This is a genomic window from Azorhizobium oxalatiphilum (assembly GCF_014635325.1).
Taxonomy (GTDB): domain Bacteria; phylum Pseudomonadota; class Alphaproteobacteria; order Rhizobiales; family Xanthobacteraceae; genus Azorhizobium; species Azorhizobium oxalatiphilum.
Genome location: NZ_BMCT01000003.1, coordinates 485,476 through 510,394 on the forward strand (window position 1 = coordinate 485,476; position 24,919 = coordinate 510,394).

Below are 24,919 nucleotides of genomic sequence, written 5' to 3' on the forward strand. Positions count from 1 at the left end.
TCTCCTTATTCTGCGGCTACGGGCAGCTTCGGCGTGGCGCCGAAGTCTTCCGGGAAATGGGTGAGGGCGCTGAGCACGGGATAGGGCGTGAAGCCGCCCAGAGCGCAGAGCGAGCCCAGCTTCATGGTCTGGCAAAGGTCGGTCAGGATCGCGAGGTTCGCGTCCCGCTTGGTGCCGGCGATGATCTTGTCCAGGGTCTCGACACCACGGGTGGAGCCGATGCGGCACGGGGTGCACTTGCCGCAGCTCTCGTGCGAACAGAACTCCATGGCGAAGCGGGCCATGTGGGCCATGTCCACCGTGTCGTCGAACACCACGATGCCGCCGTGGCCGATGAGTGCGTCCTTGGCCGCGAAGGCCTCGTAATCGAACGGCGTGTCGAACTGGTGCACCGGCAGGTAGGCGCCGAGCGGGCCGCCCGCCTGCACCGCGCGTACCGGACGGCCGGAGGCGGTGCCGCCGCCGATGTCGTTCACCAGCTCACCGAGCGAGATGCCGAAGGCGGTCTCGAAGATGCCGCCATACTTCACGTTGCCGGCGATCTGGATCGGCATGGTGCCGCGCGAACGCCCCATGCCGAAGTCGCGATAAAAGGCGCCGCCCTTGTCGAGGATCACCGGCACGGTGGCCAGCGAGATCAGATTGTTGATGACGGTGGGCTGGCCGAACAGACCCTTGTGCGCGGGCAGCGGCGGCTTGGCGCGCACCACGCCGCGCTTGCCTTCCAGGCTGTCCAGCAGCGCGGTTTCCTCGCCGCACACATAGGCGCCCGCGCCCATGCGCATTTCCATGTCGAAGTCATACTGCGAGCCAAGGACATTCTTGCCCAGCAGGCCGTTGGCGCGGGCGATCTCGATGGCCTTGTTCATCACCTCCAGCGAGAGGGGATATTCCGAGCGGCAGTAGACGAAGCCCTTGGTGGCGCCCACCGCGAGGCCGGCAATGGTCATGCCCTCGATGAGGCAGAAGGGGTCCGCCTCCATGATCAGGCGGTCGGCGAAGGTGCCGCTGTCGCCCTCATCCGCGTTGCAGACGATGTAGCGCTGGTCGGCGGGGGCGGCGGCGACCGTGCGCCACTTGATGCCGGTGGGGAAGCCGGCGCCGCCGCGACCGCGCAGGCCGCTCTCGAACACCTGCTCCACGGTGGCGGAGGGGCCGATCTCGATGGCCTTGGCAAGGCCGCGATATCCGCCGAGATTTTTGTACTCGATCAAGGACAGGGGATCGATGATGCCGCAACGTGCGAACGTCAGGCGGGTCTGCTTCTTGAGGTAGGGGATTTCCTCCACCAGCCCCACGCAGAGCGGGTGGTCGGTCTTGCCCTCGAACAGGCCCGCTTCGACGAGGCTGTCCACGTCGGAGGGTTTCACCGGGCCGTAGCCGACACGGCCGGCGGGGGTGTCGATTTCCACCAGCGGCTCCAGCCAGAACAGGCCGCGCGAGCCGTTGCGCACGATGTCCATGCTCTGGCCGCGCGCGGCGAGGGCGTCGTTCAGCTTGCGCGCCACGCGGTCGGCGCCGCAGGCGATGGCGGTGGCGTCGTTGGGAACGTAGAGGCGGGTGCTCATCGGTTGGTCTCCGCCACCAGTTCGTCGATGGTCTCTTCGTCGAGGCGGCCGACGAGGCGGCCGTCGATCATGGCCGAGGGGGCGCAGGCGCACAGGCCGAGGCAGTAGATGGGCTCCAGCGTCACCCGGCCGTCGGCCGAGGTCTCGCCCATCTCGATGCCGAGGCGCTCCTCGGCATAGCGGGTGAGCTTGTCCGCGCCCATGGACTGGCAGGCCTCGGCGGCGCACAGCTTGATGACGTGGCGGCCGGCGGGCTCGCGGCGGAAGTCATGGTAGAAGGTGACGACGCCATGAACCTCGGCGCGCGACAGGTTCAGGTTTTCCGCGATCAGGGGCACGACCAGATCCGGCACAAAACCGAAGGCCTCCTGCACGGCGTGGAGGATGGGCATGGTGGCGCCATCCATATGCCGGTGCGCGGTGATGATCTCCTGAGCGCGGATTTCGCTCCAAGGTTCGTAGCCGGCCATCGGCGGTCCTTCCCTAGTCCCGCTTGAAGCGGGTTCCTTGTGATCGTTCCAATCAATCTGGCATACAAAAAACGCTGATCAAGCGAGCTGTGGGATGTTGCGATAGAACATTTCTATTGTAGCGACCGTTGAACGGCGGCCGTTTTCGGCTCCGCAAAAGGGTTTCTTTCGCGCGACGGTAGATGCGTCCCCCTTGGGAAGGCCGCGCCCATGGGCGTTTTGATCGGGGATCTCTATCTGGGCGGTGTTTGATCGCAGGCCATGAATCGAGAATGCTGCGTCGCACCATGATGCCGATCGCCGGCATCCGACTTTGGTCGGTCACGCGAATTTTTATGCGGGTGAAAGCTGCTCGGCGCCTCGGAGGCGGCCGGTTCGGATTGAATCGGTCCGAGCCGGTCCGGCTCCCGCGCGGTGATGGAGAGGGCCTCGCGGCCCAGACCTGAACCATCGCAGCCTGAACTGCGGGCGTGTCGTCGAATCGACAGCGGGCCGCAGGGCTTCGCGCATGAGCAATCCCCATCCGTCCCGATGCGGAGGTAGCCGGGCCGCGGTTCGGCTCCGCCTCGACCTGAGGTTAGCAAGCTATCTGGAATAATATCCGGTCGCTGGCACTGTGCCGTTATCAAAATACCTGCAATGAGCTTCGTATCGGTAGCTTCTGCATAATATGCGAAGACAAACAGCGGTTGTAGTTGACGCATACGGCAAAGGTTATAATGGGATCAGTGCCTGCCCGGCACAGCCGTCCTCCGGACATTTGCGGATGACGGCTTTTCCTGATGTGTCGCGGGTTTTCCCGTTCGTTTTCTTGTCTTGGGCCGCGCGCTTTTTCCTGCGGCCCGGTGTTGCCCCGCCGGAGGGGGAGCCATGGTTTTGCAACTGGATGATGAGGATTTCCAGCTTCTGGAAGTCGCCCAGCCGGGAACGTTCGTGGACGTGCGCATCGGCGCGCCCGAGGCGCGGCGCGTCTCGCGCCTGAGGCTGGGCGGGCTGATCGAGACTGGCCCCGTGCGTGACGGAACGCAGCGCGTCGTCACCTCCATGACTGGCAGGGCGGCGCTGGAGCGCAGGGTCTGGGAGCATCAGGGCGCGACGCTGGATCCCTTCTCGTCCGTCCAGCCGGGCACCTTGTCGGAATTGCGGGATCTGCTGCGCTCGGTCTGCCCGCGCGTACAGGTCAACCGGACGCAGACGCCCTTCCTGCTGGAGGTTCTGACCCCGAGCCCCTTCGCAGCCCAGGAGCGCAACCGCCTGCTGCAATGGCTGGACGACAACCTGCCGCTGAGCTTCACCTACCGGCTGTCATCGAACGCTCCAGGTCTTTGATAGAGAATGTCTTTGATAGAGAATGTCTTGCGGCTTGGATTGCGGAGCAATCAAAGCCGGACATGCTCCAGGCGCGGGTCCGCGCGCCGCCGGCGTGCCATCCGGAACGCCGGAGCGGCGGAAACCGCGTGGCACTGCCAGTGCGGGCGCGCCCGGGACCGAAGCCGGGGAGCGGTGGGGCAGCCGCCCGGCATCGGCTCTCAGGCGGTGGCGGCTTCCAGCGCCTTCAGCTTGCCGCGCGCCTCTTCCAGCGCCTTGAACGTGTCGTAGGTCTCCTGCGCCACCTCGAGGATGCTCTGCCAGTTGATGGGCAGATCCTCGGACAGATCGTGCAGGTTCATCTTCGCGCCGACCGACTTGGACGACAGCTTCTTGATCTCGGCCTTCAGGGTCTCGATGTCGGACACGGGCGGTCTCCAGCTTTCTCGGATTGGGCTCCACGGGCCGGATGGATTCATCCTGACCCGATCCTGCGCTCGGCCGTGCGGGCTCAGCCGAACTTGAACAGCACGCCGTAGCCGCCGCGCGGATAGGTCCATTCGATGGCGCCGCTCGGCTCGGCCACGATGCGGCAGGTGCCGCATTCCACGCAGCCGTCCACCGTGACTTCCACCTGGCCTGCCTCGTTCAGCTCGTAGCAGCGGGCGGGGCACAGCGTCAGCATGTTCAGCAGCGCGGCGGGCGGCGTGGTGTGCGGCTTCACCTTGATGTGGGCGCGGCCGGCATCCACCAGATAGCGATTGTAGAAGAGCTTGTCTTCGACGCGGACCGAGGGGTCGCTCATTGTCCTTCTCCTGACCTGAGGCCGGCGCGGGGCCGGCGTTGGCATTCCGGTTGCCGCATCACGCGGCGGGTGGGGTACGCAACAGGGACAGTGTCAGCGCCAGGCGCGGGCGAGCCGGAAGGCATCGCCGAACAGGCCGACCCAGGACCGGGCCTCCACGAAGGCGCGCATGGACTTCCTCTCCTTCTCCGCCTTCGGTGTGCCGTCCACGCGCACGAAGCTCTGCATGGCCTTGGACACCAGCTGCGGATAGGTGAGGAAGAAGTTCTGCGAGTTGACATGCATGAGGCCGGGCATGTCCTTGTACTTCTTCAGGTCCTTCATGACGAAGCTCTCGTCCAGCATGGTCTTGTAGAGCGAGAGGTTCTTCGCGCTCATCTCGTCCTTGCGGGATTTCACCTGGAAGATGGCCTCGGCGGCGATGCGGCCCGAGGTCATGGCGAGGTTGGAGCCCTCGCGATGGATGGTGTTGTTGAGCTGCGCCGCATCACCCACCACCACCCAGCCGTCGCCATAAAGCTTCGGGATCGCCTTGTAGCCGCCCTCGGGAATGAGGTGCGCCGCATATTCCTTCACTTCCGAGTCCTCGATCAGCGGCGCGACGGAAGGATGGCTCTTGAAGCGCTCCAGCAGGCCATAGGGCGTCTCGCCGGTCTTCTGGAAGTCCGACACCAGACAGCCGATGCCCAGCGAGACGCATTCCTTGTTGGCATAGATGAAGCCCATGCCGGTCATGCCGCGCGAGATGGTGCCGGCGGCCTCGATGACCACGCCCTCGTCACCCTTCAGATTGAAGCGGGACTCAATAGCCTCGCGCGGCAGGAAGTGCATTTCCTTCACCGCCAGCGCCACATTCTCCGGCTTGGGCCGGGTGCGCAGTTCGGCGCGGGTGCCGAGCAGGCCGTTGACGCCCTCGGCCAGCACCACCACGTCGGCATGGATCAGGCCACCGGTGCGGTCGGTGCGCACGCCGATCACCTTGCCCTTGTCGTTCTGCACCAGCTCCGTCGCCGTGGTCTCGCACAGCACGGTGGCACCGGCCTCCTTCACCTTGGAGGAGAACCACTTGTCGAACTGGGCGCGGATGATGGTGTAGCGGTTGGCCCGCTCCTCGTTGAAGGCCTCCGAGCGATAGTGCAGGCCCACATGGGAATTGTCGTCCATCATCCAGAAACGCTGTTCCACGAGGTGGCGCTCAAGGGGCGCCTCGTCGCGGAAATCGGGGATCAGCTTCTCCAGCATATCGGCATAGAGAATGGCGCCCTGCACGTTCTTGGAGCCGGAATATTCCCCGCGCTCCAGTTGCAGCACGTTGAGGCCGCGCTGGGCCAGAGTGAGGGCGGCGGCATTGCCGGCCATGCCCGCACCGACGACGATGGCGTCGAATTTTTCCTCGATCATGGCTCGGTCCTCAGCTGGCGATGCGGTCGCGCGAGTGGGGCGACAGGCGGGCGCGGAACGCCTCCGTCAAAGCCGGCAGCAGCCGGATGGCGTCGGTGACGATGCCCATGTGCGCGAAGTCGAAAATGGGAGCGTTCTTGTCGGTGTTGATGGCGACGATCAGGTCCGCCCCCTCCACGCCCACGCGATGCTGGATGGCCCCCGAAATGCCGGCGGCGATATAGAGCTTGGGGCGGATGGTCTTGCCGGTCTGGCCGATCTGGCGGTCGGAGGAGACCCAGCCCTTCTGCACCAGCGGGCGGGAGCAGCCGAACTCGGCGCCGATGACGCTGGCGAGCTGGCGCACCAGCTGGAAATTCTCCGGCGAGCCGAGGCCGAGGCCGCCGGCCACCACCACGTCCGCATAGGCGAGGTTGGACTTGTTGCTGTCGCGATCCGGCAGGAAGGACAGCACCTTGGTGACGATATCGTCCTCGATCATGCCCAGCGGATGGGTGATGATGCGGCCGGCGATCTTTTCCACCCGGTCCGGCATGGGCATCACGCGCGGGCGGACGGTGGCCATCTGCGGCCGGAAGTTCAGCGTGTAGATGGTGCAGAGCAGGGAGCCGCCGAAGGTGGGGCGGGTGGCGGCCAGCGAGCCGTCCGCGTCCACATCCAGCTCCGTGCAGTCGGCGGTGAGGCCGGTGAGCAGCGTGGTCGCCACCGAGCCGGCCAGATCGCGGCCGAGCGTGGTGGCGCCCAGCAGCAGGATCTCCGGCTGATAGGTGTTCACCACATCGGTGAGCGCCTTGGTGTAGGCCTCGTTGCGATAGTCCGTGAGCAGCGGATCAGCCACCACATAGGCAAGGTCGGCACCATAGCAGAAGGCCTCAGTGGCGGCATGCTGGGTGGCCTCGCCCTCGGGGCCGATGACCACGGCGGCAAGCTCCACCTTCAGCTTGTCGGCGAGCTTGCGGCCGGCGCCCATCAGCTCCCACGACACGGGGTGGACCTGGCCGCGCTCCTGCTCGATGAACACCCAGACGTGCTTGTAGGACTTGAAGTGCTCCGGCAGCTCCTTCTTGGTGGAAGCCCGGCTGCCGCCAGACGCTGCGGGTGCTTTTGTGGGTTCGCTCATGACGTGCTCCCTCGTCTGTCCGTCAGTAGCCGCGCGCCAGCGTGGACAGCTCGTCCTCGAGCTTGGGCTGGCGCTTGAAAAGGTCGGCGATCAGCGCGTCGGCGGGCGCGCGCTCGGAAAAGTCCACCAGCACCGCTTTCTCGGCCCGCGCCGAGGGCGCGAACACGCGCTTCACGATGGTGGGCGAGCCGCGCAGGCCGCATTTGGAGATGTCCTCCACGCCGGCGTCCTTCGCACTCCAGGTGACGATCTCGGCGCGCGCCGCGCGCAGGGCATCGGCCATGCCGCCACGGCGGATCTCGTTGGTGCCTTCCAGCATGGTCACGAGGCAGGGCAGGCGGGTCTGGAGGATCTGCACCCCGCCCTCCGAGCGCCGCTCGGCGGTGATGGTGCGGCCAGTGAGGTCGATCCCGGAGATCTTCGCCACATAGGTGAGTTGCAGCAGGTTCAGCCGCTTGGCGATGCCGGGGCCGACCTGCGCGGTGTCGCCGTCGATGGTCTGCTTGCCGGTGAAGACGACGTCCGGCGCGCCGAAGGTCTCGCCGATCTGGCGGATGGCGGTGGCCAGCGCATAGCTGGTGGCCAGCGTGTCGGCGCCGGCGAAGAAGCGGTCGGTGAGCAGCACGGCGCGGTCGGCGCCGAAGGTCAGCGCCTTGCGCAGGCTGTCCGCCGCCGAGGGCGGGCCCATGGTCAGCACCGTCACTTCGCCGCCGTGCTGGTCGCGCAGGGCCAGCGCGGCTTCCAGCGCGAACAGATCATACGGATTGATGATCGTGGGCACGCCCTGGCGCATGATGGTGTTGGTCACGGGATGGACGCGGATCTGCGCCGAGTCCGGCACCTGCTTGATGCAGACGACGATATGCATTGCGTTCACTCCCGAAAGTCCGTGCCCGAAAGTCGTGACGGGTCCTGAGGGAGAAACAGCAAGCGCCGTACCAACTGCGATCATTCATAAAATTACGTGTTACTTCAATATATTATCAAGGTTCGTGCCGATCTGTTCCGGCCAGCGCGACAGCCGCGTCGGGATAGGGCGTCGGGAATGCGACAGGGCCTTGGTGAGACCGGACGCGAATGTGCGGAATGCGTGTTGCCCGACGGTGGGGATGGCATGTCGCACACATGAAAAAGGCGGCGGGGCCTCATGTGCCGCGCCGCCCTTCGTGGAGAGACTGCCTGCCTCACTCCAGCGGGGTAAGGGAGATGAGCGTGCGCGGCTTGGGCGGCGCGACCGCGTCCTTCAGCACCTTGAACACCCGCTCCTCCAGCGGCGAGGAGGCGAGGAAATCCGCATAGGCCTGCGCCAGCACGCTGCTGCAGCGTTGCCTGACGGCCTCTTCCGGCTGGCCGGAAAAGTCCTCGCTGGCCAGATACTGGCCCATGCGCCGCAGGATGTGCAGGCGCATGACATTGACCACTTTGGGATCATAATCGACGCCAAGCAATGTGAAGAAGGTCTCGGCGCTGTCCGCGCGGCTGAGCTCCGCGAGGATGCCGGGGGAGGAAGGGGTGCTCATCATGGCCTCCGGTCGGTTGGTTGCTGTCCTGCGATCCGATCAGCGGCGCACGCGCCCGGTCGGCGTCCGGCGCAGCCGCACCACCACGTCCACGCCTTCCACGCTTGCGTCGTCGGGGATCTGCGGCAGCTGCGCGATATGCACATCATCGGGCGCGATGTCGTGCAGCGCCTGCTCGCTCTCGATGAAGAAGTGATGGTGGTGGCTGGTGTTGGTGTCGAAGAAGGAGATGGTCGAGGTAATGGTGATCCGCCGCAGCAGACCGGCCTCGGTGAAGTTGTTGAGCGTGTTGTAAACGGTGGCCAGCGACATGGGGATGCGGGCCTGCATGGCCTCGTCATGCAGCGAGGCGGCGGTCACATGCCGGTGCCCCTTGGCGAACAGGAGGCGCGCCAGCACCACCCGCTGGCGGGTGGGGCGCAGCCGGTGCCGGCGCAGCATGGCGCAGCAGTCCAGCCAGGGCGTGTCGTCCTGTTTCAGCCGCCGCCACACGAGGCGCAGCTCCTGCTCCATGTCGAGGCCGGCCTGTTCGGGAGAAAGGGGAGCGTGCATGGTGTCATCCGCCGCAGATCAGGAAGGGGAAAGGGATGGGGTCGCGCGCTCCAGCGCGCGGCGCCGCTCGGCCATGCGGCTTTCGCCGCTCTCGTCGCCGAAGCAGAGATCGAAATCCGCGCATTGGGTGCAGACCGGCGTGGAGCACATGACGAAGCCGTCGTCCTCGCACAGCGCCCGGTAGAGGAAGCGCTTCCAGCGCATGTTGTTGATGTTGGTCTTGGCCAGCGGCGTGAAATGACGGCCCATCAGGCGGGTCAGCTCGGCGCGTTGCCTGAGGCCGAGATCCTCCCACAGATGGTTCGGCTCCATGGCCCGCCGGGCCACCATGCCGGCCAGCCAGACGCCGGTCTCGCCGGTGGGCGCGCGGCGCGAGAGGAGGAGATCCCGCACCATGGCGGCCTCGTCATCCTCCGGCCCGGCGGCCGTGTGCCAGCGGGGGCCGAGGTTGCCCGCCAGAGGAAAATGGCGGTGCAGGAGAGCGGCCAGCGCCGGGACTGAAAGGCCGGCATGGCGCGCCACGCTGCCGCCCTCGGAGGCGGCGAGCGCCAGGATGGAGGCGAGCACGTGGCGGTCGAATTGGGTGTCGTCGCCGATGAGGGCGGTGATGGGATCGCAGCCGGTGAGACGGCGATAGATGGCGGCGGCGTCCGTTTCCCCGCGCGTTGCGCGTGCCGCCGGCAGGGGGCCGTTCGGCTGGAGGAAAAGGGGAAACACGCCAGGGATGCTCACGCCAGTCTCCAACTGCTGTCCGGGGGAATGTCCGCGCCGCGCGCGATCCGCCCGCCGAAACCGTGGCAGATGCTCCTCGCTTGTCTGGGCCGCTCCCTGATGGCCGGTTCTGTGCGCGTCCGGCTGTGCGCTGTTGCCCGGCCGGGAGGGCCGGGAGGTGCGCCGGGCCGTTGTGGCCCGGCGCGTTCGTTGAGCGGCCGATCAGGCGGTGGCGAGTTCGGCGGCGGTCTTGCCGACCTGGGTCTCGTCCACGGCCTTCATGATGCCGTGCTCCATCAGCATGTCTTCCAGCTCGTCCATGGTGATGGGCGTCGGGATGATGCCGTTGCCACGGTTGGCATGCACCTTCTGGGCGAGGTTGCGATAGTGGGCAGCCTGCTGGCTTTCCGGCGCATACTCGATCACGGTCATGCGGCGCAGCTCGGCATGCTGCACGATGTTGTCGCGCGGCACGAAGTAGATGAGCTGGGTGCCGAGCTTCTTGGCCAGCGCTTCCGCCAGCTCGAGCTCCTTGTCGGTCTGGCGCTCGTTGCAGACCAGCCCGCCCAGGCGCACGCCGCCGGAATTGGCGTACTTGAGAATGCCCTTGGAGATGTTGTTGGCCGCATACATGGCCATCATCTCGCCGGACATGACGATGTAGATTTCCTGCGCCTTGTTCTCGCGGATGGGCATGGCGAAACCGCCGCACACCACGTCGCCGAGCACGTCGTAGGACACATAGTCGATGTCTTCGTAGGCGCCGTTCTCCTCCAGGAAGTTGATGGAGGTGATGACGCCGCGGCCGGCGCAGCCGACGCCCGGCTCAGGACCACCGGACTCCACGCAGCGGATATCGCGGTAGCCGATCTTCATCACCTCTTCCAGCTCCAGGTCCTCGACGCTGCCGGCGGACGCGGCGAGCGAGAGGATGGTGTCCTGGGCCTTGGCGTGAAGGATCAGACGGGTGGAGTCGGCCTTGGGATCGCAGCCCACGATGAGGATGCGATGACCCATCTCGGCCAGAGCCGCCAGGGTGTTCTGGGAGGTGGTGGACTTGCCGATACCCCCCTTGCCATAAAACGCGATCTGTCTCAGTGACGACATTTGGAAATTCCTTCGAACCGTTGCCAATGACCGCCAGGCTGGGGGGCCTGGCATCTTCGCTTCGAACAGGCTCGCCGGTTACGGGAAGGAGCACATCGCTCGTCGTCGCGTCTGCGTGCGCCCAGCCCTCACTCGCCGTGCTGAATAACCTCAGCAACGAGCGTGCCAGCCGGATTATTTCTTGTAATGGTTTGAAAATGCAGCCGGTTTTTGCAGGCGGCCGGACCCTTCATCGGGTGTCTCGAACCTGACAGACAGTCGCAGCCTGTATGAAAGGAAACATGCTGCGGCGTGCGCGGCTGCCCGCTGCGCGCCTTTCTGCGGGCGCTCGCGGGCCTCATGCGCGCGGGCGGAACGGATTTTGCAGCGGCTCAATGGGGAACCCCGGACTGGTCCGGGCTGCCCCATCCCAGCGAGGCCGCCATGCAGATTGGTGTCGAGACGTCGAAGGCCGTGGACCAGCGGCGCGTATTCGTGGTGGACGAGGATGAGATCACCCGCGCTGCCCTGCAGTTCATGCTGCATGACGAGATCGAGGCGCACGAACTGGCGACCCTCGAAGAAGCCTTCGAGAAGGGCGGCGACTGGCTGAAGCCGGATGTGCTGATGCTGGGCGTCTCCTTCATCGCCGCGCGCGGGCCGGGGATCGTGGCCGAGATCAACGCCGCCTTTCCGGGCGTGCGCATCCTCATCGTGTGCAGCAAGGCGGAGGAAGCGATCGCGGTGGAGGGGCTCAAGGCCGGAGCCCATGGCGCGGTGGTGAAGCCGCTGACCCTGGAGGCGGTGCGCAAGAAGGTGGACACCATCCTCGGTCGCGGTGGCGCAGCCCCGCTGATCCAGCTCGGCATGCTGGGCTGAACGCCATGGCCAAGGTGGTGTTCTATGAGAAGCCGGGGTGTGGCACCAACGCCCGCCAGAAGCGCCTGCTTGAGGCGGCTGGCCACGCGGTCGAGGCGCGCAGCCTGCTGACCGAGCCGTGGACGGTGGAGCGGCTGGAAGCGTTCTTCCGGGGCCTGCCGGTGCCGTCCTGGTTCAATCCGGCAGCGCCCGGCATCAAGTCGGGCGCTGTTGATCCCAGGACGTTCAGCGGGCCGCAGGCGCTGGCGCTCATGGTGGAGGAGCCGCTCTTCATCCGCCGGCCGCTGATCGAGGTGGAAGGCGCGCGCTGCGCCGGCTTCGACGGGCCGCTGGTGCAGGGGCTTGTTGGTCACAGCCTCACCGGCCAGACGGCCGAGCTGCCGCAGGGCTGCAGCCACCGGCATGCGCCGTGCCCGGCCCCCGCTGCCGTGCTGGCCGGGGAGGTGACGTCATGAGAGTGCGCTTTCCCTTCCGGCGCATCGGGGTGCCTGAGGCGCAGGATCTGCTGGAGCGGGGCGAACTCGCCGTCTTCGACACGCGGGACATGGGCGCTTATGCGGCTGGTCATCTGGCGGGCGCGGCGCGCCTGTCCACCGGCACGCTCTCCGCCGCCGTGGCCGAGACCCCCAAGGACCGGCCGGTGCTGATCTATTGCTATCATGGCAATGCGAGCCAGGATTATGCGCAGATCTTCTCCGACTTCGGCTTTCTGGAGGTCTACAGCCTGGACGGCGGCTTCGAGGCGTGGCGCGCCGGAGCCGGATCGGCTCCCACACTTTGAAGGCGCGTTTCAGGCAGCCTTGAGGGCGATGCCCTTCTCGGCCAGCAAGGCGGAAAGCTCGCCGCTCTGCGCCATCTCCCGCACGATGTCGCAGCCGCCGATGAATTCGCCTTTCACGAACACCTGCGGGATGGTCGGCCAGTTGCTGAATTCCTTGATGCCTTCGCGGATGAAGGGATCCTCCAGCACGTCGAGGCTGGCGTAGGGCACGCCAAGGGCATTGAAGGTCTGCACCACCGCGCCGGAAAAGCCGCAGCGCGGCATGGCCGGGGTGCCCTTCATGAAGAGCATGACGTCGTTCTGGGTAATGAGGCTGGTGATGCGCTCTGCGGTGGACATGGGGTCTTCCTTCTCGGGTCGTGATATCAGGCGGGGAGTGGGGCAGGCGGAACCAGGGTTTCGAGGGCGAGCGCGTGCAACTCCCCGCCCATGCGGCCCTTCAGGGCGTCGTAGACCATCTGGTGCTGGCGCACGCGGCTGAGGCCGCGAAACTGCTCTGCGGTGATGCGGGCGGCGAAATGATCGCCGTCACCGGCCAGATCCACGATCACCACATGCCCGCCGGGAAAGGCTTCCCGGATGAGGCGCTCGATTTCCGTACCGTCCATGGCCATGGGGGTTGCTCCCGCTGTTCCGCATGCTCCTTGCAAGCGGCGAACCAGCCGGCTTGAGCCCGCGCGGCCCTTGTGCGGGCAGGGGCGGCGTCGGTTTGGCTGCGGGCGGTTCTGTCGGGTGTCGCACATGCGACAGAGGTTTAGGTATCGGGATGGGGTTCATCCGACGTTGTCGCGGGAATTCCAGCGGAAATGTCCGTGTGGCGTCGGGTTTGCATGGTCTGCCGGGCGTCCCGCGCCGTGTCCGGATTGCGCGCGGGGGCGCCAGCCAGAGGAGGCGAGGCATGGCCGTGAACGATGCAGCGCGCGGGATGGATGCGGAGCCGTACGTCGGGGGCGCGCATATGGCGGACGAGGGCGGGGCCCTGCTGGAGGACGACCTGTCCGGCATCATCGAGGAAGATCTGGAGGAGGAAGCGGACGCGGGCGATACCGTGCCGGCGCCCTGGGATGAGGCGGCGGTGACGGCCGAGATCATCGAGGCCCTGCGCACCGTGCACGACCCCGAAATTCCCGTGAATATCTATGATCTTGGCCTGATCTACCGCATCAACCTGCTGCCGCCCTTCGGGGTCGAGCTCGACATGACGCTGACCGCGCCGGGATGCCCGGTGGCGGGCGAACTGGTGAGCATGGTGCAGCGGGCAGTGCTGACGGTGCCGCAGATCGACGTCGCCACCGTCCGGCTGGTGTTCGATCCGCCGTGGGATTCATCGAAGATGACCGAGGACGTGAAGCTGGAATTGGGCCTGCTCTGAGCGGATACTCAATATTGGAACAGGTTTCGGAAGGCTGATTCAGCGATCAGGTTCCAGTGCGGCCGTCTGGCACTCTATCTGCATCGCAGGACTGTGGGACCGCTTCACCCCAGGCCTGCCGCCCGCAGGCCGGCGTCCCGCGCGAGAGTGCCATGATGAACCTCACCGCAGCTGATGGTCACACGCTTTCCGCCTATCAGGCCGAACCGGCCGAGGCCCCGAAGGGAGCCGTCGTCATCGTGCATGACATGTTCGGCCTCACGCCGGATATGATCCGGACCGCCGACGATCTGGCGGCACAGGGATATCTCACGCTCGCGCCCGCGCTGTTCGATCGCGCCGCGCCCGGTACGGTCCTCTCCTATGACGAGGAGGGCTTTGCCCGTGGCCTCGCCCTCATCGAGCAGATCGGCCGTGAGCCGGCGCTCAATGACATCCAGGCCGCGGTGGAAGCGGCGAGCCCCGCCGGCAAGGTGGCCGTGATCGGCTTCTCATGGGGCGGGGGGCTCGCCTATGAGGCGGCCAATCGCCTGCGCGGGGCGGCTTGCGTGGTGGGCTTCTGCCCGCTGGGCGTCCTTCAGTCCGGCGCCGAGAAGCGCCGGGTGCCGACCCTGCTGCATTTCGGCGCCAGCGATCCGCTGCTGCCCGCGACGCTGGTGCAGCCCTTCCGCGATCTGCGGCCGGATGTGAGCGCCTTTTCCTATGCGGGTGCCACCCACGGCTTCACCAGCCGTGACCGGGCCACCTTGCACGTTGGCGCACGCGAGCAGGCGTTTGCCCGCACGCAGACCTTCATCGCGCAATATGTGGAGGGCGTTTCCCCGGCGGTGCTGAAGAATGCGGGCGCCTATGCGCAGGCAAAGACCGAGCGCCGCAAGGGCGGCGCGGCCAAGGAGGAGGCGGGACCGCCCGCCTGAGCCGGGGAGAACAGATTGTCCGCCATTCGGCGGCGCGAGCCCGTTCGGTCTGGATTGCATCGCGATCCGGATGGCAAAACGGTCTCGCCTAAAGAGCTGGATGCGGCGGGCTGGCCCGGCGCGTCTTCTCGCGAACCGCATCCCGGAGAGACGCCATGCTGCCCACGACCATCCTGATCGACGAGGCACCGCGCTGCGTGGTGCGTCCCACCGACATGAAGGCCCTGCAACGCTTCCTGCGCAACGGGCGCGGCTATCTGCTGGCCGAGGCGGGGGAGGGGACGATCACCCACCGCCCGGCAGACCCGGGGGAGCTGGCGAAATGGTCCAACGCCCTCGCCCTCCACCGCGCCTGCGGCGGCGAGGAGGAGGACTTTCTGGGTACGCCGCTCTAGACGGTCACTGACCGAGGGGGATCATTCCCACTCTAATATTTTTTCCGTCATAAGTGATTGATTTTATTCGAGGAAATCTCTTTTTTTACTTTCAGTACCGCAAGCGGACCCGTCAAAATGTTAAGCTATTGAGTTGTTTAATGTTTTTTTGAGCGTTCGGAAGAAAAAAATTCTGTGAACTATCGCCTCCTATCGGCCATTTGCGGACCATTCCAGCTCCGATGTGCAGATCACAAACGCGACCAAAAAGTACCGTCAACTGCCATCAGAGACCTCTTCGGAACTATCCTTCTTCGCCAAATTCCCCCTCAAGGGCGCGTCCAGCGGTTCGCGAACAATCGATCAGCTTCTTTTGGCTGTAGCCAAGACGGGCATAGGCCGACAGGCCGCGTAAGTTCAGCAATAGATAGTCGGTGATGCGATCGACCTCGGACTTCGGCGCGTGGGCGGCGATATAGTTTCGGATCTGTTCCCTAGGCTCCCTCGCCAATTCTCCGGCCAGCGCGCACGCCTGCTCGTCGTCGGCCTGTACGGCCTCGGTAATCATGCATCCGCGCTTGTCGCGATTCCTTGTGTAATGACGAGCGGCAGCCATCATAAGGTCCGTCAGCGCCTCTGCTGGGGGCCTGCCGGCTCGCAGGATTTTCTCGATTTGCAGGAAATCCGTCGACCGGTACGACCGCAGTGTGCGCTCGAATAACGCGAGCTTGCTGCCATACGCCGCATAGAGGCTCGGCGGGTTGATTTCCAGCGCCTGCGTCAGATCGGCAATACTCACCGCATCGTAGCCGCGCGCGTGGAACAACGCCTTGGCAATTTCGACCCCCTTCTCGCGGTCGAAAGCCGGTCGTCTCTGTCGAGGGGCAGGAGGTGGAACGGTGCTGCTTTTCATGCCTCCGATATAGCGATTCCTATATCAAACCTCAAGCCTGACACGCGTCGCGTTTGTAGCGGTCGATATATAGTCCTTGCCAGATGGTGGAGCGATGGTTTATAGTGACCACTATATACAATCGCCGCTCAGGAGCCATCATGTCATTTTCACAAAAGGTCGCCGTCGTTACGGGCGGGACATCCGGGATCGGCCTCGCCATCGCGCAGGAACTCGCATCACAGGGTGCGAAGGTCGTCATCACCGGCCGCAACGTGGAAAAGCTCAGCGCCGCGGTGGAGACGCTGGGCAGCAATGCCGAGGGCGTCCAGGCGGAGATATCCAACCTTGCCGACCTCGATCGGCTCTACGCTCATGTGAAGGACACGCATGGTCGCCTTGATCTGTTGGTCGCCAGTGCGGGCGCCGGGGAAATCGTCCCGCTCGCCTCGATCACCGAAGAACATTTCGATCGGGCGTTTGACGGCAACGTCAAGGGCGTGACCTTTTCCGTCCAGAAGGCGCTGTCTCTAATGAGCGAAGGCGGGGCGATCGTCATCATTGGATCGACGTCTTCAATCCAACCCGGTCCGGGCCTCAGCGTCTACGGTGGCACCAAAGCGGCGCTGCGCGCGATGGTGCGTGGCTGGGTGACGGAGATCAAGGGATCGGGGGTTCGCATCAACATCGTAAGCCCAGGCCCAGTGGACACCGCTTCTCTGCGTTCCTTTCTCGGCGATCAGGCCGATGAGGCGCTGGCCTACCTAGCCGATCGGAGCACGATCGGCCGTATCGGTCGTCCCGAAGAGATTGCACGTGCGGTCGCGTTCCTCGGCAGCGATGCTGCCAGCTACATCAATGGCATCGAACTGTTCGCCGACGGGGGCGCTTCGCAGGTCTGATCGGCCATCCTCGCCTGTCGCAATCAACCGGGCTGCCGTAATCGCGCTCGCCCCTCGCGATCATAGCCTGGCGTGCCGTCGGCCTACCCCCCCCCGGCCGGCGGCACCGATGGCATCTCAGCGACTGTGAGCTTCATATCGAAATCATCAAGAAAGGAAGACCCATGTCCACCAATGCCACCCCCTCGAGCGCCATCGACAAACTCGTCATCGAAAGTGAGGTTCGCCGCCTGCTTTCAGTATATGCCCACAACCTCGACTACGGGAAGGTCGATGCAAATGCCGAGCTTCTGGCGGCCGCCAAGTTCAACATCGCCGGTACGATAGTGGAAGGACGTGACAGCATCGCGGAGTTTCTGCGGACCAACCTCCAGTACCATGTCGATGACACGCCACGAACCTGGCACTCGGTCTCAAACGTCCTCATCGACATCGAATCCACCACGGCCGCCCGTTCGATATGCTACTTCACCGTGCATCAGGAATTGCCGGGCCTGCCGTTGCAACCGATCGTGACCGGCCGGTACATCGATGCCTTCGAGCTTCACGACGGGGCATGGCGCTTCGCATCGCGCGAAATCGAACCTCGCCTGTTCGGCGACCTTAGCAAGCACGTCGCTGCCGCGGCCGAAACCCCGGCGGAGTGAGGCGGCGATGATCCGAAAGCGACAAGCGCTGGTGACCGGCGCGAACAAGGGCCTCGGACTTGCCATCGCCAAAGGGCTCGCCTCGGCGGGGCTATCGGTCTGGATGGGCGCACGCGACCGTTCCCGAGGCGAAGACGCGGTGCAAACTCTACGAGGTGAAGGGTTCGACGTTCGGTTTGTCCAAATCGACGTGGCCGACGACGCGAGCGTTTGTCGCGCGGCCGAAAGTGTCGGACAGGAGATCGACGCACTCGACGTCCTCGTGAATAACGCGGGGATCGTACTCGACCTTCAGACCCCGCCGAGCGCGATGAGCCTGGATGACGTAAAGGCCACTTACGAGGTGAACCTCTTCGGTCCCATCCGGGTGACGCAGGCCTTCGCCCCTCTTCTAAAAGAGGCGGACGACGCAAGGATAGTGAACATGAGCAGTGGTCTGGGTTCGCTAACCCTCATCACCGATCCGACCTCGCTATTCTCGTCCGTCAACCTTCTCGCCTATACGTCATCGAAGGTCGCGCTCAACGCCGTGACGGTCTCCTTCGCCAAGGAGTTTGAGCCGTTCGGGATCAAGATCAATGCGGTCGAGCCCGGTAATGTGCGGACCGATCTCAATGGCAACACGGGATCTTTGACTCCCGATGAAGGCGCCGAAACAGCGATCAGGATGGCCCTGGTCGACAAGGACGGTCCGACCGGCGGCTTCTTCGGGAGCCAAGGCCGCCAGCCGTGGTGAAGCGTCGAGCTATAAAAGGAGCAATACAGTGAACACCTTGGATAAAAGCAAAGTTTCCGTTGTAACTGGCGGCAGCAGCGGGATCGGCTTTGCCATCGCGCAAAAGATGGCGGCGCAGGGCATGCGGGTCATCATTACCGGGCGCCGACGTGATGCGCTGGATCGCGCAGTCGAAGAACTCGGCGGCGACGCTGTCGGCATCGTTGCCGATGTTTCCAGCACTGCCGGACTGGAGGGGCTGTTCACCGAGATCCGGTCGAAGTTCGGCTCGATCCACACCCTCGTCGCCAATGCCGGCGGTGGTGTTCACGCCCCATTGGGGAAGATCACCGAGGCGGCCTATGACCAGCAGTTCGACACGAACGTCAAGGGCATCGTCTTCACTGTGCAGGGCGCATTGCCGCTCATGCAGCCGGGTTCATCCATTGTCATTGTCGGCTCCACGGCCTCCATCGATCCCGGCCCGACGATGAGCATCTATGGGGCCACCAAGGCGGCGGTGCGCAATCTCGTCCGCAGTTGGGTCAGCGACCTCAAGGGCACCGGCATCCGTATCAATATCGTCAGTCCGGGGCCGACGAACACGCAAGCGCTGCGGGATGCTTTTGGCGAGCATGCGGAAGAAGGCATGGCCTTCCTCAAGAACAAGAGTCCGATCGGTCGCATCGGCGAGCCTGAGGAAATCGCGGAGGTCGCCGCTTTCCTGGCCAGCGATGCCGCCAGTTACGTCAACGGCGTCGAACTGTTCGCCGATGGCGGCGCGTCACAAGCCTGAGAGGAGCGATGATCATGCCTACGGATATCATCAATCATATCGAGTTCCCCGTCGGGGACGCGGAGTGGTCGCGGCAATTTTACGATGCGGTGCTGGCACCGCTCGGTTTATCGCTGGTCATCAGCATCGATCCGTCCCGCACGGCCCATGGCGGCGCGCGACACGGCTTCGGGAAGAATGGTTATCCGAGCCTATGGATTCACCAGGAGAATGGAGCAAAGCTTCCGATCCATATCGCCTTTACCGCTGATGACAGGGCAACGGTCGATGCGTTTCATGCCGCAGCACTCGCCAGTGGCGGAACCGACAATGGCGCTCCCGGAATCCGGGAGCGCTATCATGAAAACTACTACGCGGCCTATGTCCTGGATCCCGATGGCAACAATATCGAAGCCGTCTGCCAGAGGGCTTGAAGCTTCGCCAAACAGACCAAAATCTCTGCGATCTCGGCTAAAGATCGATGATCCGCGTATCGGCAATGGTTTCGGCAAAGCCATTGCCGAACAAACTCGCAGGCGTCTGGAAGCCGGGCTGAACTTCACCGCCGAGAACGCGTCGGGCCGCTTCTACGGCGGCCATGGCGGTGAAGGTGTATCCGTTCACCGTGTCGAGCATCGAGCGCACGACCGTCCCGTCCGCGCCGGTGACTTCGACGACCGCATGATAGCGGCTCGCTTCACGCTCTTCGACGCTGGGGCCGGCCGGCAGATCCTTGAGATGCTCTGTCGGAAATGCGCCTGCGGTGACGTGGACGAAGGTTTCGATGTCGGCAACGCCAGTCGCCTGATGGATCGTCACGAGGTCGGGCAGCGTCACGGGAAAGGACGATCGCGGCCCGAAGCCAAAATCGAAGTCGCGCACCTGTTGCGGGCTGCGCGTCACGAGTTCACCGTCAACGAGGTGAAGTGTCGCCGAAGCGATATTCTGGCTCGCGCTGGTGGCAGACCCCCTCGACATCGCTCCTGCCACGTGAAGCGCAATACTGATCTTGCGTGCATTCCTGATGCGCGCAACGGCATGTCCGGCGAGACTTCCCAGCATCGCCACGCTGCCACCGCTTCCCGGGAGAAGCATGACTCCGGCCGCACGGGCTCGGGCGTCGAGGGCCAAAGCTTCGCGGTATGTGTCGAGTTCGGCCGAGAAGTCGAGATAGTGGACCCCGGCACGGATCGCGGCGGACATCAGCGGCTCGGCCGTGTTTGCGAAGGGACCTGCGGCGTTGAGCATAACGCAGACGCCTGCGAGGTTGGCAACGACGGCATCGGGATCGTCCAGCGGAATAATCCTGACGGTCGCTCCGAGACGGCCGGCCAGCGCTTCAAGCCTCGCCCGGTTTTGCTCGCGGCCTGCAAGAACGAGGTTCAGTCCGGCAGACGCGGCATGTTCCGCTGCCATTCCACCGGTGTAGCCGGTGGCTCCATAGATCATGAGAGTATTCATGGGGTTCTTCTATTTCTGTGATTATTCGAGATCGGCGTCGATGCGCGTGATTAGCCCGTCGGCGTCAACGGAGATGTCGAGAAGACCGATTTCGTGTCCGAAATCTCCGGTGAAATCGACGCGGACCCGGGCGCGGCTCTCGCTGATCGTTGCGATCGAGAGGAAGCGGGTCACCGTCTGATAGCCGACGAAGTACCGCTCGATGTAATCGCGGATACCGGCATTACCGTCGAAACGGTGACCCGTCGATGGGTCGTCGATTACCGCATCGGGCGTGAACAGGGTCAAGGCCGTATCGGCATCGAAGGCATTGGTGGTGGCGATCAGCACGTCTGCCGTTTCACGCAGTGTTCTGGCTGTCATCGCATCAATTCCCCGTGCTGCCAGCTCTTGAAAACGAATTCGAGGCTGTAGCCATCCGGGTCCCTGACCTGCGCCGCATAATAGCGGGGATCGTAGTGAAGCTGTGGCCCCGGCGCGTGGATCTCGCTCGCTCCGGCCGCCAGCGCCTCGGCATGGGCAACGTTCACGATTGTCTCGGAATCCGCGACAAAGCCGACATGCACGGCGCGGGGTGCAGCCGTGCCCTGCCTCAGCCAGAAGAACATCCGGCCGTTGGCGCCAAAACCCTTGAGGTCGGGATGCCCTGCCGGGCCCTGGCTGCCGTCATAGTCATGACGGGCTGTAATTCCAAGGATCGGGAGCACTCTCTCGTAAAAAGCGATCGAGCGAGCAGTATCGCTCACCGTCAGAAAGATATGATCGAGCATGTAAACCTCCTCAGATGATGTAACCGCCAGCAACTTCGATGTTCTGGGCGTTGAGCCAGCGGTTGTCGTCTGACAGCAGGCTGGCGACCATGCAGCCGACATCGTCCGGTTCGCCGACGCGACCGAGCGCGGTCTGACCGGCGAGCATGGCCTCGAATTCTTCGGTAAGGCCTCCGCCGAGTTCGGTGCGGATCGGCCCCGGAGCGATCGAGTTAGCCCGGATGCGACGTTCGCCGAACTCCTTGGCCATGTACCGGGTCAGCACTTCTAGCCCGCCCTTGAAGGAGGCATAGGGTGCAACGCCTGCGGTTGCCACGCGGCTGGTCGCGCTTGTCACGTTCACGATGTGGCCGCCGTCGGCCATCAGGCGAAGCAGTGCCTGCGTGAGGAAGAACGGACCTTTGAGATGAACACGGAACAGGCCATCGAACTCGTCTTCTGTTACGGTTGCGATCGGGCTGTAGAGCCCATAACCGGCATTGTTGACGAGGAAATCGAAGGTCTGGGCGCCCCAGGTCTTTGCCAGAGCTTCAGTGACGGCGTCGCGAAACGCCAGAAAACTCGCACTGTTGCTGACATCAAGCTCAAGGGCGACAGCCTTGCCGCCGTCAGCTTCGATTGTAGCGACGACCTGCTTGGCGGCTTGGCTGTTATTGTTGTAGGTGAGGATGACGCCCATGCCGCGCCTGGCACACTGAACTGCGATGCTGGCGCCGAGGCCGCGGCTTCCGCCGGTAATGATGACGATGCTCATTTGGTGCTCCTTTCGATTGGATGACCAAGTGATAGCCGGGGTGCCCGGGGGTCGCTCTCACGATCCTCTTCGAGTCTTGCCTATTTCTGCTTTTCCGTTGAATCCGCGCCGTCGGTGTGAAACAACAACTTCATGGACACACAGCTTCAAGAACTCAGGCAATTGGCGTCACGGGCGGAGAACCGCCGCACGGAGACGGGTATTCCGCGCGTCGCCATGGTGCAGGGCGACATTCCCGAACATCAGCTTGCCGCCGTCTACGATCCCATGGTCAATCTGATCCTGACAGGCTGGAAGACCATGACGGTCGGCGACCGGACTTTTCGCTATGATCCCGCGACATACTTCGTCATGTCGGTCGATCTGCCGGCGGTTGGTTCAGTGCACGCTTCCGGTGATGGAGATCCCTATCTCGCCATCAGCCTGACGCTGGAGCAGGCGATCGTGGCGAACCTGCTGGCGGATCTGCCCAAACCTGCCGGAGGCGAACTCTATAGCCCCGGCTTCTCGGTCGCGCCTGTGACACCGGAACTGCTCGATGCCTGGCTTCGCATGCTGCGCCTGATGGAACGCCCGGACGAGGTCGCCGCTCTTGCTCCAGCCTATGAGCGCGAAATCCTCTTCCGGGTTCTGCAAGGGCCGCTCGGCTGGATGCTGCGCGACATCGCGACGCCCGATACTGCTCTCTCCCGGATCGGCGTCACCATTCAATGGATCAGGGAAAACTTCGCCAGGCCGCTACGCGTCGAGGCTCTGGCGGAGATGGCAGCACTCAGTGTCTCTGCATTCCACCGGCACTTCAAGGCTGTGACCGCTCTCAGTCCGCTCCAGTATCAGAAGCACGTGCGGTTGCTGCATGCGCGCTCCCTCCTCATTGCCGGAGAAGGCAACGCCACATCAGTCGCGTTCGGGGTGGGTTACGAGAGTCCGACGCAGTTCAGCCGGGAATACGCCCGGCAGTTCGGCCGCCCACCGTCAAAGGACGCGGCGAGGCTTCGAGCCTGACCTGCTATTGGCATCCACTATGGCGATCTGCGTCGTTAGCGACTATCAGCATCTATCGCCTGGCCCTTCTCGCGCACCTCGCCGTTCCCCGCCGAATGCCGCCGTATCTACGACCCGTCACTCCCACTCTAATATTTTTTCGACAATAAGCGATTGATTTTATTGTAGAAAATATTTTCTTTGGCCGCCAGCGCCGAGGCGCAGGCCGTCAAAAATCTATCCTTTTGATTTTGCGGGTTTTTTAGGCAATTTTAGCGCAGAAAAAATTCTGTGAACTATCGGTATCTATCGACCGTTTCGCGGTGAGGCGTAGACCTCAGACCTCGAATCTTTTGCTCCCGTAAAGTACCGTCAAAATCGGCGAAATCAATACACCCACCTCGATCCTATATCGCTGCGACGGCGGGTTGGCCTTGCCGACTAAGGGGGCCGAGACGGACTAGACCTCTCTGGCTGCTGATACTAAACCGCAGTCTTCAGCCATCAGACTCCGAGGATTTGTATCAAGGCGAAGACCGCGGGTTTGCCAAATGCCACATTTGCTAACCGATGTGACGCTAACCGATAAATTTTCAAACTGGCGCCACCATGAGCGAGCAAAGCGTGGGAAAGCTAAAGCAGCTTGAGCGCCTCCTCCCGGAAGGCGTGCTCGTTGATTCCGCGTGGTTCTCTGCGCGCGACTACTGTACCTCGCTACGCACCAAATATGTCGGCTTGGGCCGGCTCGAACAGCCGGCACGCCGGGTCTATGCCGCCCGCGTGGGCAGTTGAGCTAGCAGCAGGCGATTATCTCGCTCCGGACGCTTTTCGGCCATCGCCTTTTCGTTGGTGGTCGGAAACTCTCAAACTGCATCGCATTGGCGGCAATCGGGTAGGTATCGGTGGCTATATCGAGCAATCAGTGTGGCTGGTGCCGATCGCCATACGTCTGATAGGCGTGTATCGGACAAACCCAGCAGTGTCCCTGACGATCCTGAGCGCCGGAGAACCACAGGAAACGGTGGCTTTTGGGAGACTTCTGAGATACCGTCATCTCGAGCCGATGATCGCCCGTGGCATCTAAAGCATATAAAAGTATAGCGAGGCCGAATCGAAGAAAGGAGGCGAGCATGTCTACCAAGCAAATTCTCGCGCTCCTCAACTCGCATATCGACGGAGATGAAGATCAGCTTCTGTCGATCGCCTTGCAGATCGCCGCACAGGAAGCCCGTCAAGGTCGGGCCGATGATGCCGAAAAGCTGAAGCGCCTCGTCCAGAAGGCTAGAGACCAGCGCCATGTCGGAAAGCCCGCTGGCGGGCAGACGCCGATTCCGCTGGCTCGGCCACGGGGCGAATTGCAAGGTCTCGTCGAGAGCGCCTATCCCAAGGTCACGCTGTCAAGCATGGTGCTGTCGGACGACATCGCCGCACGGCTTGGGCGGATCGTTCGCCAGCAACAGGAACGCGCAACCTTGCGCGAACACGGCCAGACGCCGGCGACACACATGCTGCTCGTCGGTCTGCCCGGCACAGGTAAGACCATGACCGCCTCGGCGCTTGCCGGGGAATTGCGCCTGCCGCTCTTCACTGTGCGTCTCGAAGCCTTGTTCAGCCGCTTTTTCGGCGAGACAGCCGGCAAGATGCGACTGCTGTTTGATCAAATCGCGCAAACACGCGGTGTCTATCTACTCGACGAGTTCGACGCGATCGGCGCTCGCCGAGGCGACCCGAACGATGTCGGCGAGATCCGCCGGGTGTTGAACTCGGTCCTGGCCTTTATGGAAGAGCCAAACTCGACCGACAGCCTCGTGCTGGCGGCGACGAACCACGTCGAGATCCTGGATGAAGCGCTGGCGCGGCGCTTCGATGAGGTGATCGAATACACGCTGCCGGACGTCGCGGCCGCCCGCGCGATCGTTGAGCGCCGCCTTGGCAAATTCAAATTCGCCGCAAAGGCGTGGCCTGCACTCGAAACGGCACTGGAGGGGCTCAGCCAGGGCGAATTGGTTCGTGCCGCAGATGCCGTCGTGAAGGACGCTATCCTTGAAGGGGCGTCGAAGGCCTCGCCTGAAGCGCTACAACGCGCTTTGGAGAACCGACAAACATTAAAAGGTAAGTTCCGTCGTCCATCCAGCCGTTAGGCAGGCTCCGCCAA

General features: G+C 63.8%; 33 protein-coding genes. 15 read left to right on the forward strand and 18 right to left on the reverse strand.

The window, feature by feature from the left end:
• Positions 1-5 precede the first annotated feature (5 nt).
• Entirely contained in the window at positions 6-1,568 is a 1,563-nt protein-coding gene (locus tag IEW24_RS14125; RefSeq protein ID WP_188579568.1) for a formate dehydrogenase beta subunit, read from the reverse strand.
• A complete protein-coding gene (locus tag IEW24_RS14130) occupies positions 1,565-2,038 on the reverse strand; it encodes a formate dehydrogenase subunit gamma (protein WP_188579570.1) in 474 nt (157 codons plus the stop codon). The genes IEW24_RS14125 and IEW24_RS14130 overlap by 4 nt, the downstream gene beginning before the upstream one ends.
• A gap of 870 nt (positions 2,039-2,908) precedes the next feature.
• Between IEW24_RS14130 and IEW24_RS14135 the strand changes: the two genes are divergently transcribed.
• Complete coding sequence (locus tag IEW24_RS14135) at positions 2,909-3,367, forward strand: hypothetical protein (RefSeq protein WP_188579572.1); 459 nt, start codon at positions 2,909-2,911, stop codon at positions 3,365-3,367.
• A 200-nt stretch (positions 3,368-3,567) separates the two neighbouring features.
• On the opposite strand, the gene IEW24_RS14140 is transcribed toward IEW24_RS14135, so the two are convergent.
• From IEW24_RS14140 to nifH, 9 genes are all read right to left on the reverse strand, one after another.
• Positions 3,568-3,774, reverse strand: a complete 207-nt coding sequence (locus tag IEW24_RS14140) for a CCE_0567 family metalloprotein (protein ID WP_188579574.1) — start codon at positions 3,772-3,774, stop codon at positions 3,568-3,570.
• An 83-nt stretch (positions 3,775-3,857) separates the two neighbouring features.
• Positions 3,858-4,151 carry a ferredoxin family protein gene (locus IEW24_RS14145; RefSeq protein WP_188579576.1) on the reverse strand — a complete coding sequence of 98 codons (294 nt, stop codon included), beginning with the start codon at positions 4,149-4,151 and terminating at the stop codon, positions 3,858-3,860.
• A gap of 93 nt (positions 4,152-4,244) precedes the next feature.
• On the reverse strand, positions 4,245-5,552 hold the full coding sequence (locus IEW24_RS14150; protein WP_188579578.1) for an FAD-dependent oxidoreductase: 1,308 nt from the start codon (positions 5,550-5,552) through the stop codon (positions 4,245-4,247).
• Positions 5,553-5,562: 10 nt separating this feature from the next.
• Entirely contained in the window at positions 5,563-6,672 is a 1,110-nt protein-coding gene (locus tag IEW24_RS14155) for an electron transfer flavoprotein subunit alpha/FixB family protein (protein ID WP_188579580.1), read from the reverse strand.
• Positions 6,673-6,694: 22 nt separating this feature from the next.
• Complete coding sequence (locus tag IEW24_RS14160; RefSeq protein ID WP_188579582.1) at positions 6,695-7,540, reverse strand: electron transfer flavoprotein subunit beta/FixA family protein; 846 nt, start codon at positions 7,538-7,540, stop codon at positions 6,695-6,697.
• A gap of 316 nt (positions 7,541-7,856) precedes the next feature.
• Positions 7,857-8,195: a nitrogenase stabilizing/protective protein NifW gene (nifW, locus tag IEW24_RS14165; protein WP_188579584.1), complete on the reverse strand. Its 339-nt coding sequence runs from the start codon at positions 8,193-8,195 to the stop codon at positions 7,857-7,859.
• A 36-nt stretch (positions 8,196-8,231) separates the two neighbouring features.
• Positions 8,232-8,744 carry a Fur family transcriptional regulator Irr gene (irr, locus tag IEW24_RS14170; protein ID WP_244644399.1) on the reverse strand — a complete coding sequence of 171 codons (513 nt, stop codon included), beginning with the start codon at positions 8,742-8,744 and terminating at the stop codon, positions 8,232-8,234.
• A gap of 18 nt (positions 8,745-8,762) precedes the next feature.
• Positions 8,763-9,428, reverse strand: coding sequence for a nitrogen fixation protein NifQ (locus IEW24_RS14175; protein ID WP_244644415.1), 666 nt, complete (start codon positions 9,426-9,428; stop codon positions 8,763-8,765).
• A gap of 249 nt (positions 9,429-9,677) precedes the next feature.
• On the reverse strand, positions 9,678-10,562 hold the full coding sequence (gene nifH, locus IEW24_RS14180) for a nitrogenase iron protein (protein WP_188579588.1): 885 nt from the start codon (positions 10,560-10,562) through the stop codon (positions 9,678-9,680).
• 423 nt (positions 10,563-10,985) lie between these two features.
• On the opposite strand from nifH, the gene IEW24_RS14185 reads away from it, so the two are divergent.
• From IEW24_RS14185 to IEW24_RS14195, 3 genes are read left to right on the forward strand one after another with little or no spacing between them, the layout of a single operon-like run.
• Complete coding sequence (locus tag IEW24_RS14185) at positions 10,986-11,420, forward strand: response regulator (protein ID WP_188579795.1); 435 nt, start codon at positions 10,986-10,988, stop codon at positions 11,418-11,420.
• Between the two features lie 5 nt (positions 11,421-11,425).
• Entirely contained in the window at positions 11,426-11,875 is a 450-nt protein-coding gene (locus tag IEW24_RS14190; RefSeq protein WP_188579590.1) for a thioredoxin domain-containing protein, read from the forward strand.
• A complete protein-coding gene (locus IEW24_RS14195) occupies positions 11,872-12,201 on the forward strand; it encodes a thiosulfate sulfurtransferase GlpE (RefSeq protein WP_188579592.1) in 330 nt (109 codons plus the stop codon). The genes IEW24_RS14190 and IEW24_RS14195 overlap by 4 nt, the downstream gene beginning before the upstream one ends.
• A gap of 9 nt (positions 12,202-12,210) precedes the next feature.
• Here the strand turns inward: IEW24_RS14195 and grxD are convergent, their stop codons facing one another.
• Positions 12,211-12,540: a Grx4 family monothiol glutaredoxin gene (grxD, locus tag IEW24_RS14200; RefSeq protein ID WP_188579594.1), complete on the reverse strand. Its 330-nt coding sequence runs from the start codon at positions 12,538-12,540 to the stop codon at positions 12,211-12,213.
• 26 nt (positions 12,541-12,566) lie between these two features.
• Complete coding sequence (locus tag IEW24_RS14205; RefSeq protein WP_188579596.1) at positions 12,567-12,815, reverse strand: BolA/IbaG family iron-sulfur metabolism protein; 249 nt, start codon at positions 12,813-12,815, stop codon at positions 12,567-12,569.
• A 284-nt stretch (positions 12,816-13,099) separates the two neighbouring features.
• Here IEW24_RS14205 and IEW24_RS14210 point away from each other — a divergent pair, with 284 nt between their 5' ends.
• The 3 genes from IEW24_RS14210 (at position 13,100) to IEW24_RS14220 (ending at position 14,885) form a co-directional block, all read left to right on the forward strand.
• Entirely contained in the window at positions 13,100-13,573 is a 474-nt protein-coding gene (locus tag IEW24_RS14210; protein ID WP_373870067.1) for an iron-sulfur cluster assembly protein, read from the forward strand.
• A gap of 152 nt (positions 13,574-13,725) precedes the next feature.
• Positions 13,726-14,490: a dienelactone hydrolase family protein gene (locus IEW24_RS14215; RefSeq protein WP_188579598.1), complete on the forward strand. Its 765-nt coding sequence runs from the start codon at positions 13,726-13,728 to the stop codon at positions 14,488-14,490.
• 155 nt (positions 14,491-14,645) lie between these two features.
• Complete coding sequence (locus IEW24_RS14220) at positions 14,646-14,885, forward strand: hypothetical protein (RefSeq protein ID WP_188579600.1); 240 nt, start codon at positions 14,646-14,648, stop codon at positions 14,883-14,885.
• Between the two features lie 283 nt (positions 14,886-15,168).
• Here the strand turns inward: IEW24_RS14220 and IEW24_RS14225 are convergent, their stop codons facing one another.
• Positions 15,169-15,777, reverse strand: coding sequence for a TetR/AcrR family transcriptional regulator (locus IEW24_RS14225; protein ID WP_188579603.1), 609 nt, complete (start codon positions 15,775-15,777; stop codon positions 15,169-15,171).
• A gap of 140 nt (positions 15,778-15,917) precedes the next feature.
• Here IEW24_RS14225 and IEW24_RS14230 point away from each other — a divergent pair, with 140 nt between their 5' ends.
• The 5 genes from IEW24_RS14230 to IEW24_RS14250 all read left to right on the forward strand — a co-directional run bounded on the left by IEW24_RS14230 (position 15,918) and on the right by IEW24_RS14250 (position 19,229).
• Positions 15,918-16,658, forward strand: a complete 741-nt coding sequence (locus tag IEW24_RS14230; protein WP_188579604.1) for an SDR family NAD(P)-dependent oxidoreductase — start codon at positions 15,918-15,920, stop codon at positions 16,656-16,658.
• A gap of 164 nt (positions 16,659-16,822) precedes the next feature.
• The gene (locus tag IEW24_RS14235) at positions 16,823-17,305 is read left to right on the forward strand and encodes a nuclear transport factor 2 family protein (protein WP_188579607.1); all 483 of its coding nucleotides are present in this window, start codon (positions 16,823-16,825) and stop codon (positions 17,303-17,305) included.
• A gap of 7 nt (positions 17,306-17,312) precedes the next feature.
• Positions 17,313-18,041 (forward strand): SDR family oxidoreductase, encoded by a 729-nt coding sequence (locus IEW24_RS14240; protein ID WP_188579609.1) that lies wholly within the window; start codon positions 17,313-17,315, stop codon positions 18,039-18,041.
• Between the two features lie 28 nt (positions 18,042-18,069).
• Positions 18,070-18,816 carry an SDR family NAD(P)-dependent oxidoreductase gene (locus IEW24_RS14245; RefSeq protein ID WP_188579611.1) on the forward strand — a complete coding sequence of 249 codons (747 nt, stop codon included), beginning with the start codon at positions 18,070-18,072 and terminating at the stop codon, positions 18,814-18,816.
• A 26-nt stretch (positions 18,817-18,842) separates the two neighbouring features.
• Entirely contained in the window at positions 18,843-19,229 is a 387-nt protein-coding gene (locus IEW24_RS14250; protein WP_210324219.1) for a VOC family protein, read from the forward strand.
• A 37-nt stretch (positions 19,230-19,266) separates the two neighbouring features.
• On the opposite strand, the gene IEW24_RS14255 is transcribed toward IEW24_RS14250, so the two are convergent.
• From IEW24_RS14255 to IEW24_RS14270, 4 genes are read right to left on the reverse strand one after another with little or no spacing between them, the layout of a single operon-like run.
• A complete protein-coding gene (locus IEW24_RS14255) occupies positions 19,267-20,256 on the reverse strand; it encodes a saccharopine dehydrogenase family protein (RefSeq protein ID WP_188579615.1) in 990 nt (329 codons plus the stop codon).
• A 21-nt stretch (positions 20,257-20,277) separates the two neighbouring features.
• Entirely contained in the window at positions 20,278-20,619 is a 342-nt protein-coding gene (locus tag IEW24_RS14260) for a nuclear transport factor 2 family protein (protein WP_188579617.1), read from the reverse strand.
• Positions 20,616-21,026 carry a VOC family protein gene (locus IEW24_RS14265; protein ID WP_188579619.1) on the reverse strand — a complete coding sequence of 137 codons (411 nt, stop codon included), beginning with the start codon at positions 21,024-21,026 and terminating at the stop codon, positions 20,616-20,618. Before IEW24_RS14265 ends, IEW24_RS14260 begins: the two co-directional genes overlap by 4 nt.
• 10 nt (positions 21,027-21,036) lie before the next feature.
• Positions 21,037-21,780, reverse strand: a complete 744-nt coding sequence (locus IEW24_RS14270; protein WP_188579621.1) for an SDR family NAD(P)-dependent oxidoreductase — start codon at positions 21,778-21,780, stop codon at positions 21,037-21,039.
• Between the two features lie 132 nt (positions 21,781-21,912).
• On the opposite strand from IEW24_RS14270, the gene IEW24_RS14275 reads away from it, so the two are divergent.
• The 3 genes from IEW24_RS14275 to IEW24_RS14285 all read left to right on the forward strand — a co-directional run bounded on the left by IEW24_RS14275 (position 21,913) and on the right by IEW24_RS14285 (position 24,905).
• Complete coding sequence (locus IEW24_RS14275) at positions 21,913-22,785, forward strand: AraC family transcriptional regulator (protein ID WP_188579623.1); 873 nt, start codon at positions 21,913-21,915, stop codon at positions 22,783-22,785.
• A gap of 588 nt (positions 22,786-23,373) precedes the next feature.
• Positions 23,374-23,556: a hypothetical protein gene (locus IEW24_RS28760; protein WP_244644400.1), complete on the forward strand. Its 183-nt coding sequence runs from the start codon at positions 23,374-23,376 to the stop codon at positions 23,554-23,556.
• Between the two features lie 338 nt (positions 23,557-23,894).
• Positions 23,895-24,905: an AAA family ATPase gene (locus IEW24_RS14285; protein WP_188579625.1), complete on the forward strand. Its 1,011-nt coding sequence runs from the start codon at positions 23,895-23,897 to the stop codon at positions 24,903-24,905.
• The last annotated feature ends 14 nt before the right edge of the window (positions 24,906-24,919 follow it).

Bases quoted from the DNA above. Each gene is read 5' to 3' on its own strand.
- IEW24_RS14240 (WP_188579609.1), top strand. From the start codon at position 17,313: ATGATCCGAAAGCGACAAGCGCTGGTGACCGGCGCGAACAAGGGCCTC.
- grxD (WP_188579594.1), bottom strand. From the start codon at position 12,540: ATGTCCACCGCAGAGCGCATCACCAGCCTCATTACCCAGAACGACGTC.
- IEW24_RS14235 (WP_188579607.1), top strand. From the start codon at position 16,823: ATGTCCACCAATGCCACCCCCTCGAGCGCCATCGACAAACTCGTCATC.
- IEW24_RS14225 (WP_188579603.1), bottom strand. From the start codon at position 15,777: ATGAAAAGCAGCACCGTTCCACCTCCTGCCCCTCGACAGAGACGACCG.
- IEW24_RS14160 (WP_188579582.1), bottom strand. From the start codon at position 7,540: ATGCATATCGTCGTCTGCATCAAGCAGGTGCCGGACTCGGCGCAGATC.
- IEW24_RS14190 (WP_188579590.1), top strand. From the start codon at position 11,426: ATGGCCAAGGTGGTGTTCTATGAGAAGCCGGGGTGTGGCACCAACGCC.
- IEW24_RS14265 (WP_188579619.1), bottom strand. From the start codon at position 21,026: ATGCTCGATCATATCTTTCTGACGGTGAGCGATACTGCTCGCTCGATC.
- IEW24_RS14230 (WP_188579604.1), top strand. From the start codon at position 15,918: ATGTCATTTTCACAAAAGGTCGCCGTCGTTACGGGCGGGACATCCGGG.
- IEW24_RS14145 (WP_188579576.1), bottom strand. From the start codon at position 4,151: ATGAGCGACCCCTCGGTCCGCGTCGAAGACAAGCTCTTCTACAATCGC.
- IEW24_RS28760 (WP_244644400.1), top strand. From the start codon at position 23,374: ATGAGCGAGCAAAGCGTGGGAAAGCTAAAGCAGCTTGAGCGCCTCCTC.
- IEW24_RS14260 (WP_188579617.1), bottom strand. From the start codon at position 20,619: ATGACAGCCAGAACACTGCGTGAAACGGCAGACGTGCTGATCGCCACC.
- nifW (WP_188579584.1), bottom strand. From the start codon at position 8,195: ATGATGAGCACCCCTTCCTCCCCCGGCATCCTCGCGGAGCTCAGCCGC.
- irr (WP_244644399.1), bottom strand. From the start codon at position 8,744: ATGCACGCTCCCCTTTCTCCCGAACAGGCCGGCCTCGACATGGAGCAG.
- IEW24_RS14150 (WP_188579578.1), bottom strand. From the start codon at position 5,552: ATGATCGAGGAAAAATTCGACGCCATCGTCGTCGGTGCGGGCATGGCC.
- IEW24_RS14215 (WP_188579598.1), top strand. From the start codon at position 13,726: ATGATGAACCTCACCGCAGCTGATGGTCACACGCTTTCCGCCTATCAG.
- IEW24_RS14135 (WP_188579572.1), top strand. From the start codon at position 2,909: ATGGTTTTGCAACTGGATGATGAGGATTTCCAGCTTCTGGAAGTCGCC.
- IEW24_RS14130 (WP_188579570.1), bottom strand. From the start codon at position 2,038: ATGGCCGGCTACGAACCTTGGAGCGAAATCCGCGCTCAGGAGATCATC.
- IEW24_RS14155 (WP_188579580.1), bottom strand. From the start codon at position 6,672: ATGAGCGAACCCACAAAAGCACCCGCAGCGTCTGGCGGCAGCCGGGCT.
- IEW24_RS14205 (WP_188579596.1), bottom strand. From the start codon at position 12,815: ATGGCCATGGACGGTACGGAAATCGAGCGCCTCATCCGGGAAGCCTTT.
- IEW24_RS14275 (WP_188579623.1), top strand. From the start codon at position 21,913: ATGGACACACAGCTTCAAGAACTCAGGCAATTGGCGTCACGGGCGGAG.
- IEW24_RS14255 (WP_188579615.1), bottom strand. From the start codon at position 20,256: ATGAATACTCTCATGATCTATGGAGCCACCGGCTACACCGGTGGAATG.
- IEW24_RS14125 (WP_188579568.1), bottom strand. From the start codon at position 1,568: ATGAGCACCCGCCTCTACGTTCCCAACGACGCCACCGCCATCGCCTGC.
- IEW24_RS14270 (WP_188579621.1), bottom strand. From the start codon at position 21,780: ATGAGCATCGTCATCATTACCGGCGGAAGCCGCGGCCTCGGCGCCAGC.
- nifH (WP_188579588.1), bottom strand. From the start codon at position 10,562: ATGTCGTCACTGAGACAGATCGCGTTTTATGGCAAGGGGGGTATCGGC.
- IEW24_RS14210 (WP_373870067.1), top strand. From the start codon at position 13,100: ATGGCCGTGAACGATGCAGCGCGCGGGATGGATGCGGAGCCGTACGTC.
- IEW24_RS14185 (WP_188579795.1), top strand. From the start codon at position 10,986: ATGCAGATTGGTGTCGAGACGTCGAAGGCCGTGGACCAGCGGCGCGTA.
- IEW24_RS14220 (WP_188579600.1), top strand. From the start codon at position 14,646: ATGCTGCCCACGACCATCCTGATCGACGAGGCACCGCGCTGCGTGGTG.
- IEW24_RS14195 (WP_188579592.1), top strand. From the start codon at position 11,872: ATGAGAGTGCGCTTTCCCTTCCGGCGCATCGGGGTGCCTGAGGCGCAG.
- IEW24_RS14285 (WP_188579625.1), top strand. From the start codon at position 23,895: ATGTCTACCAAGCAAATTCTCGCGCTCCTCAACTCGCATATCGACGGA.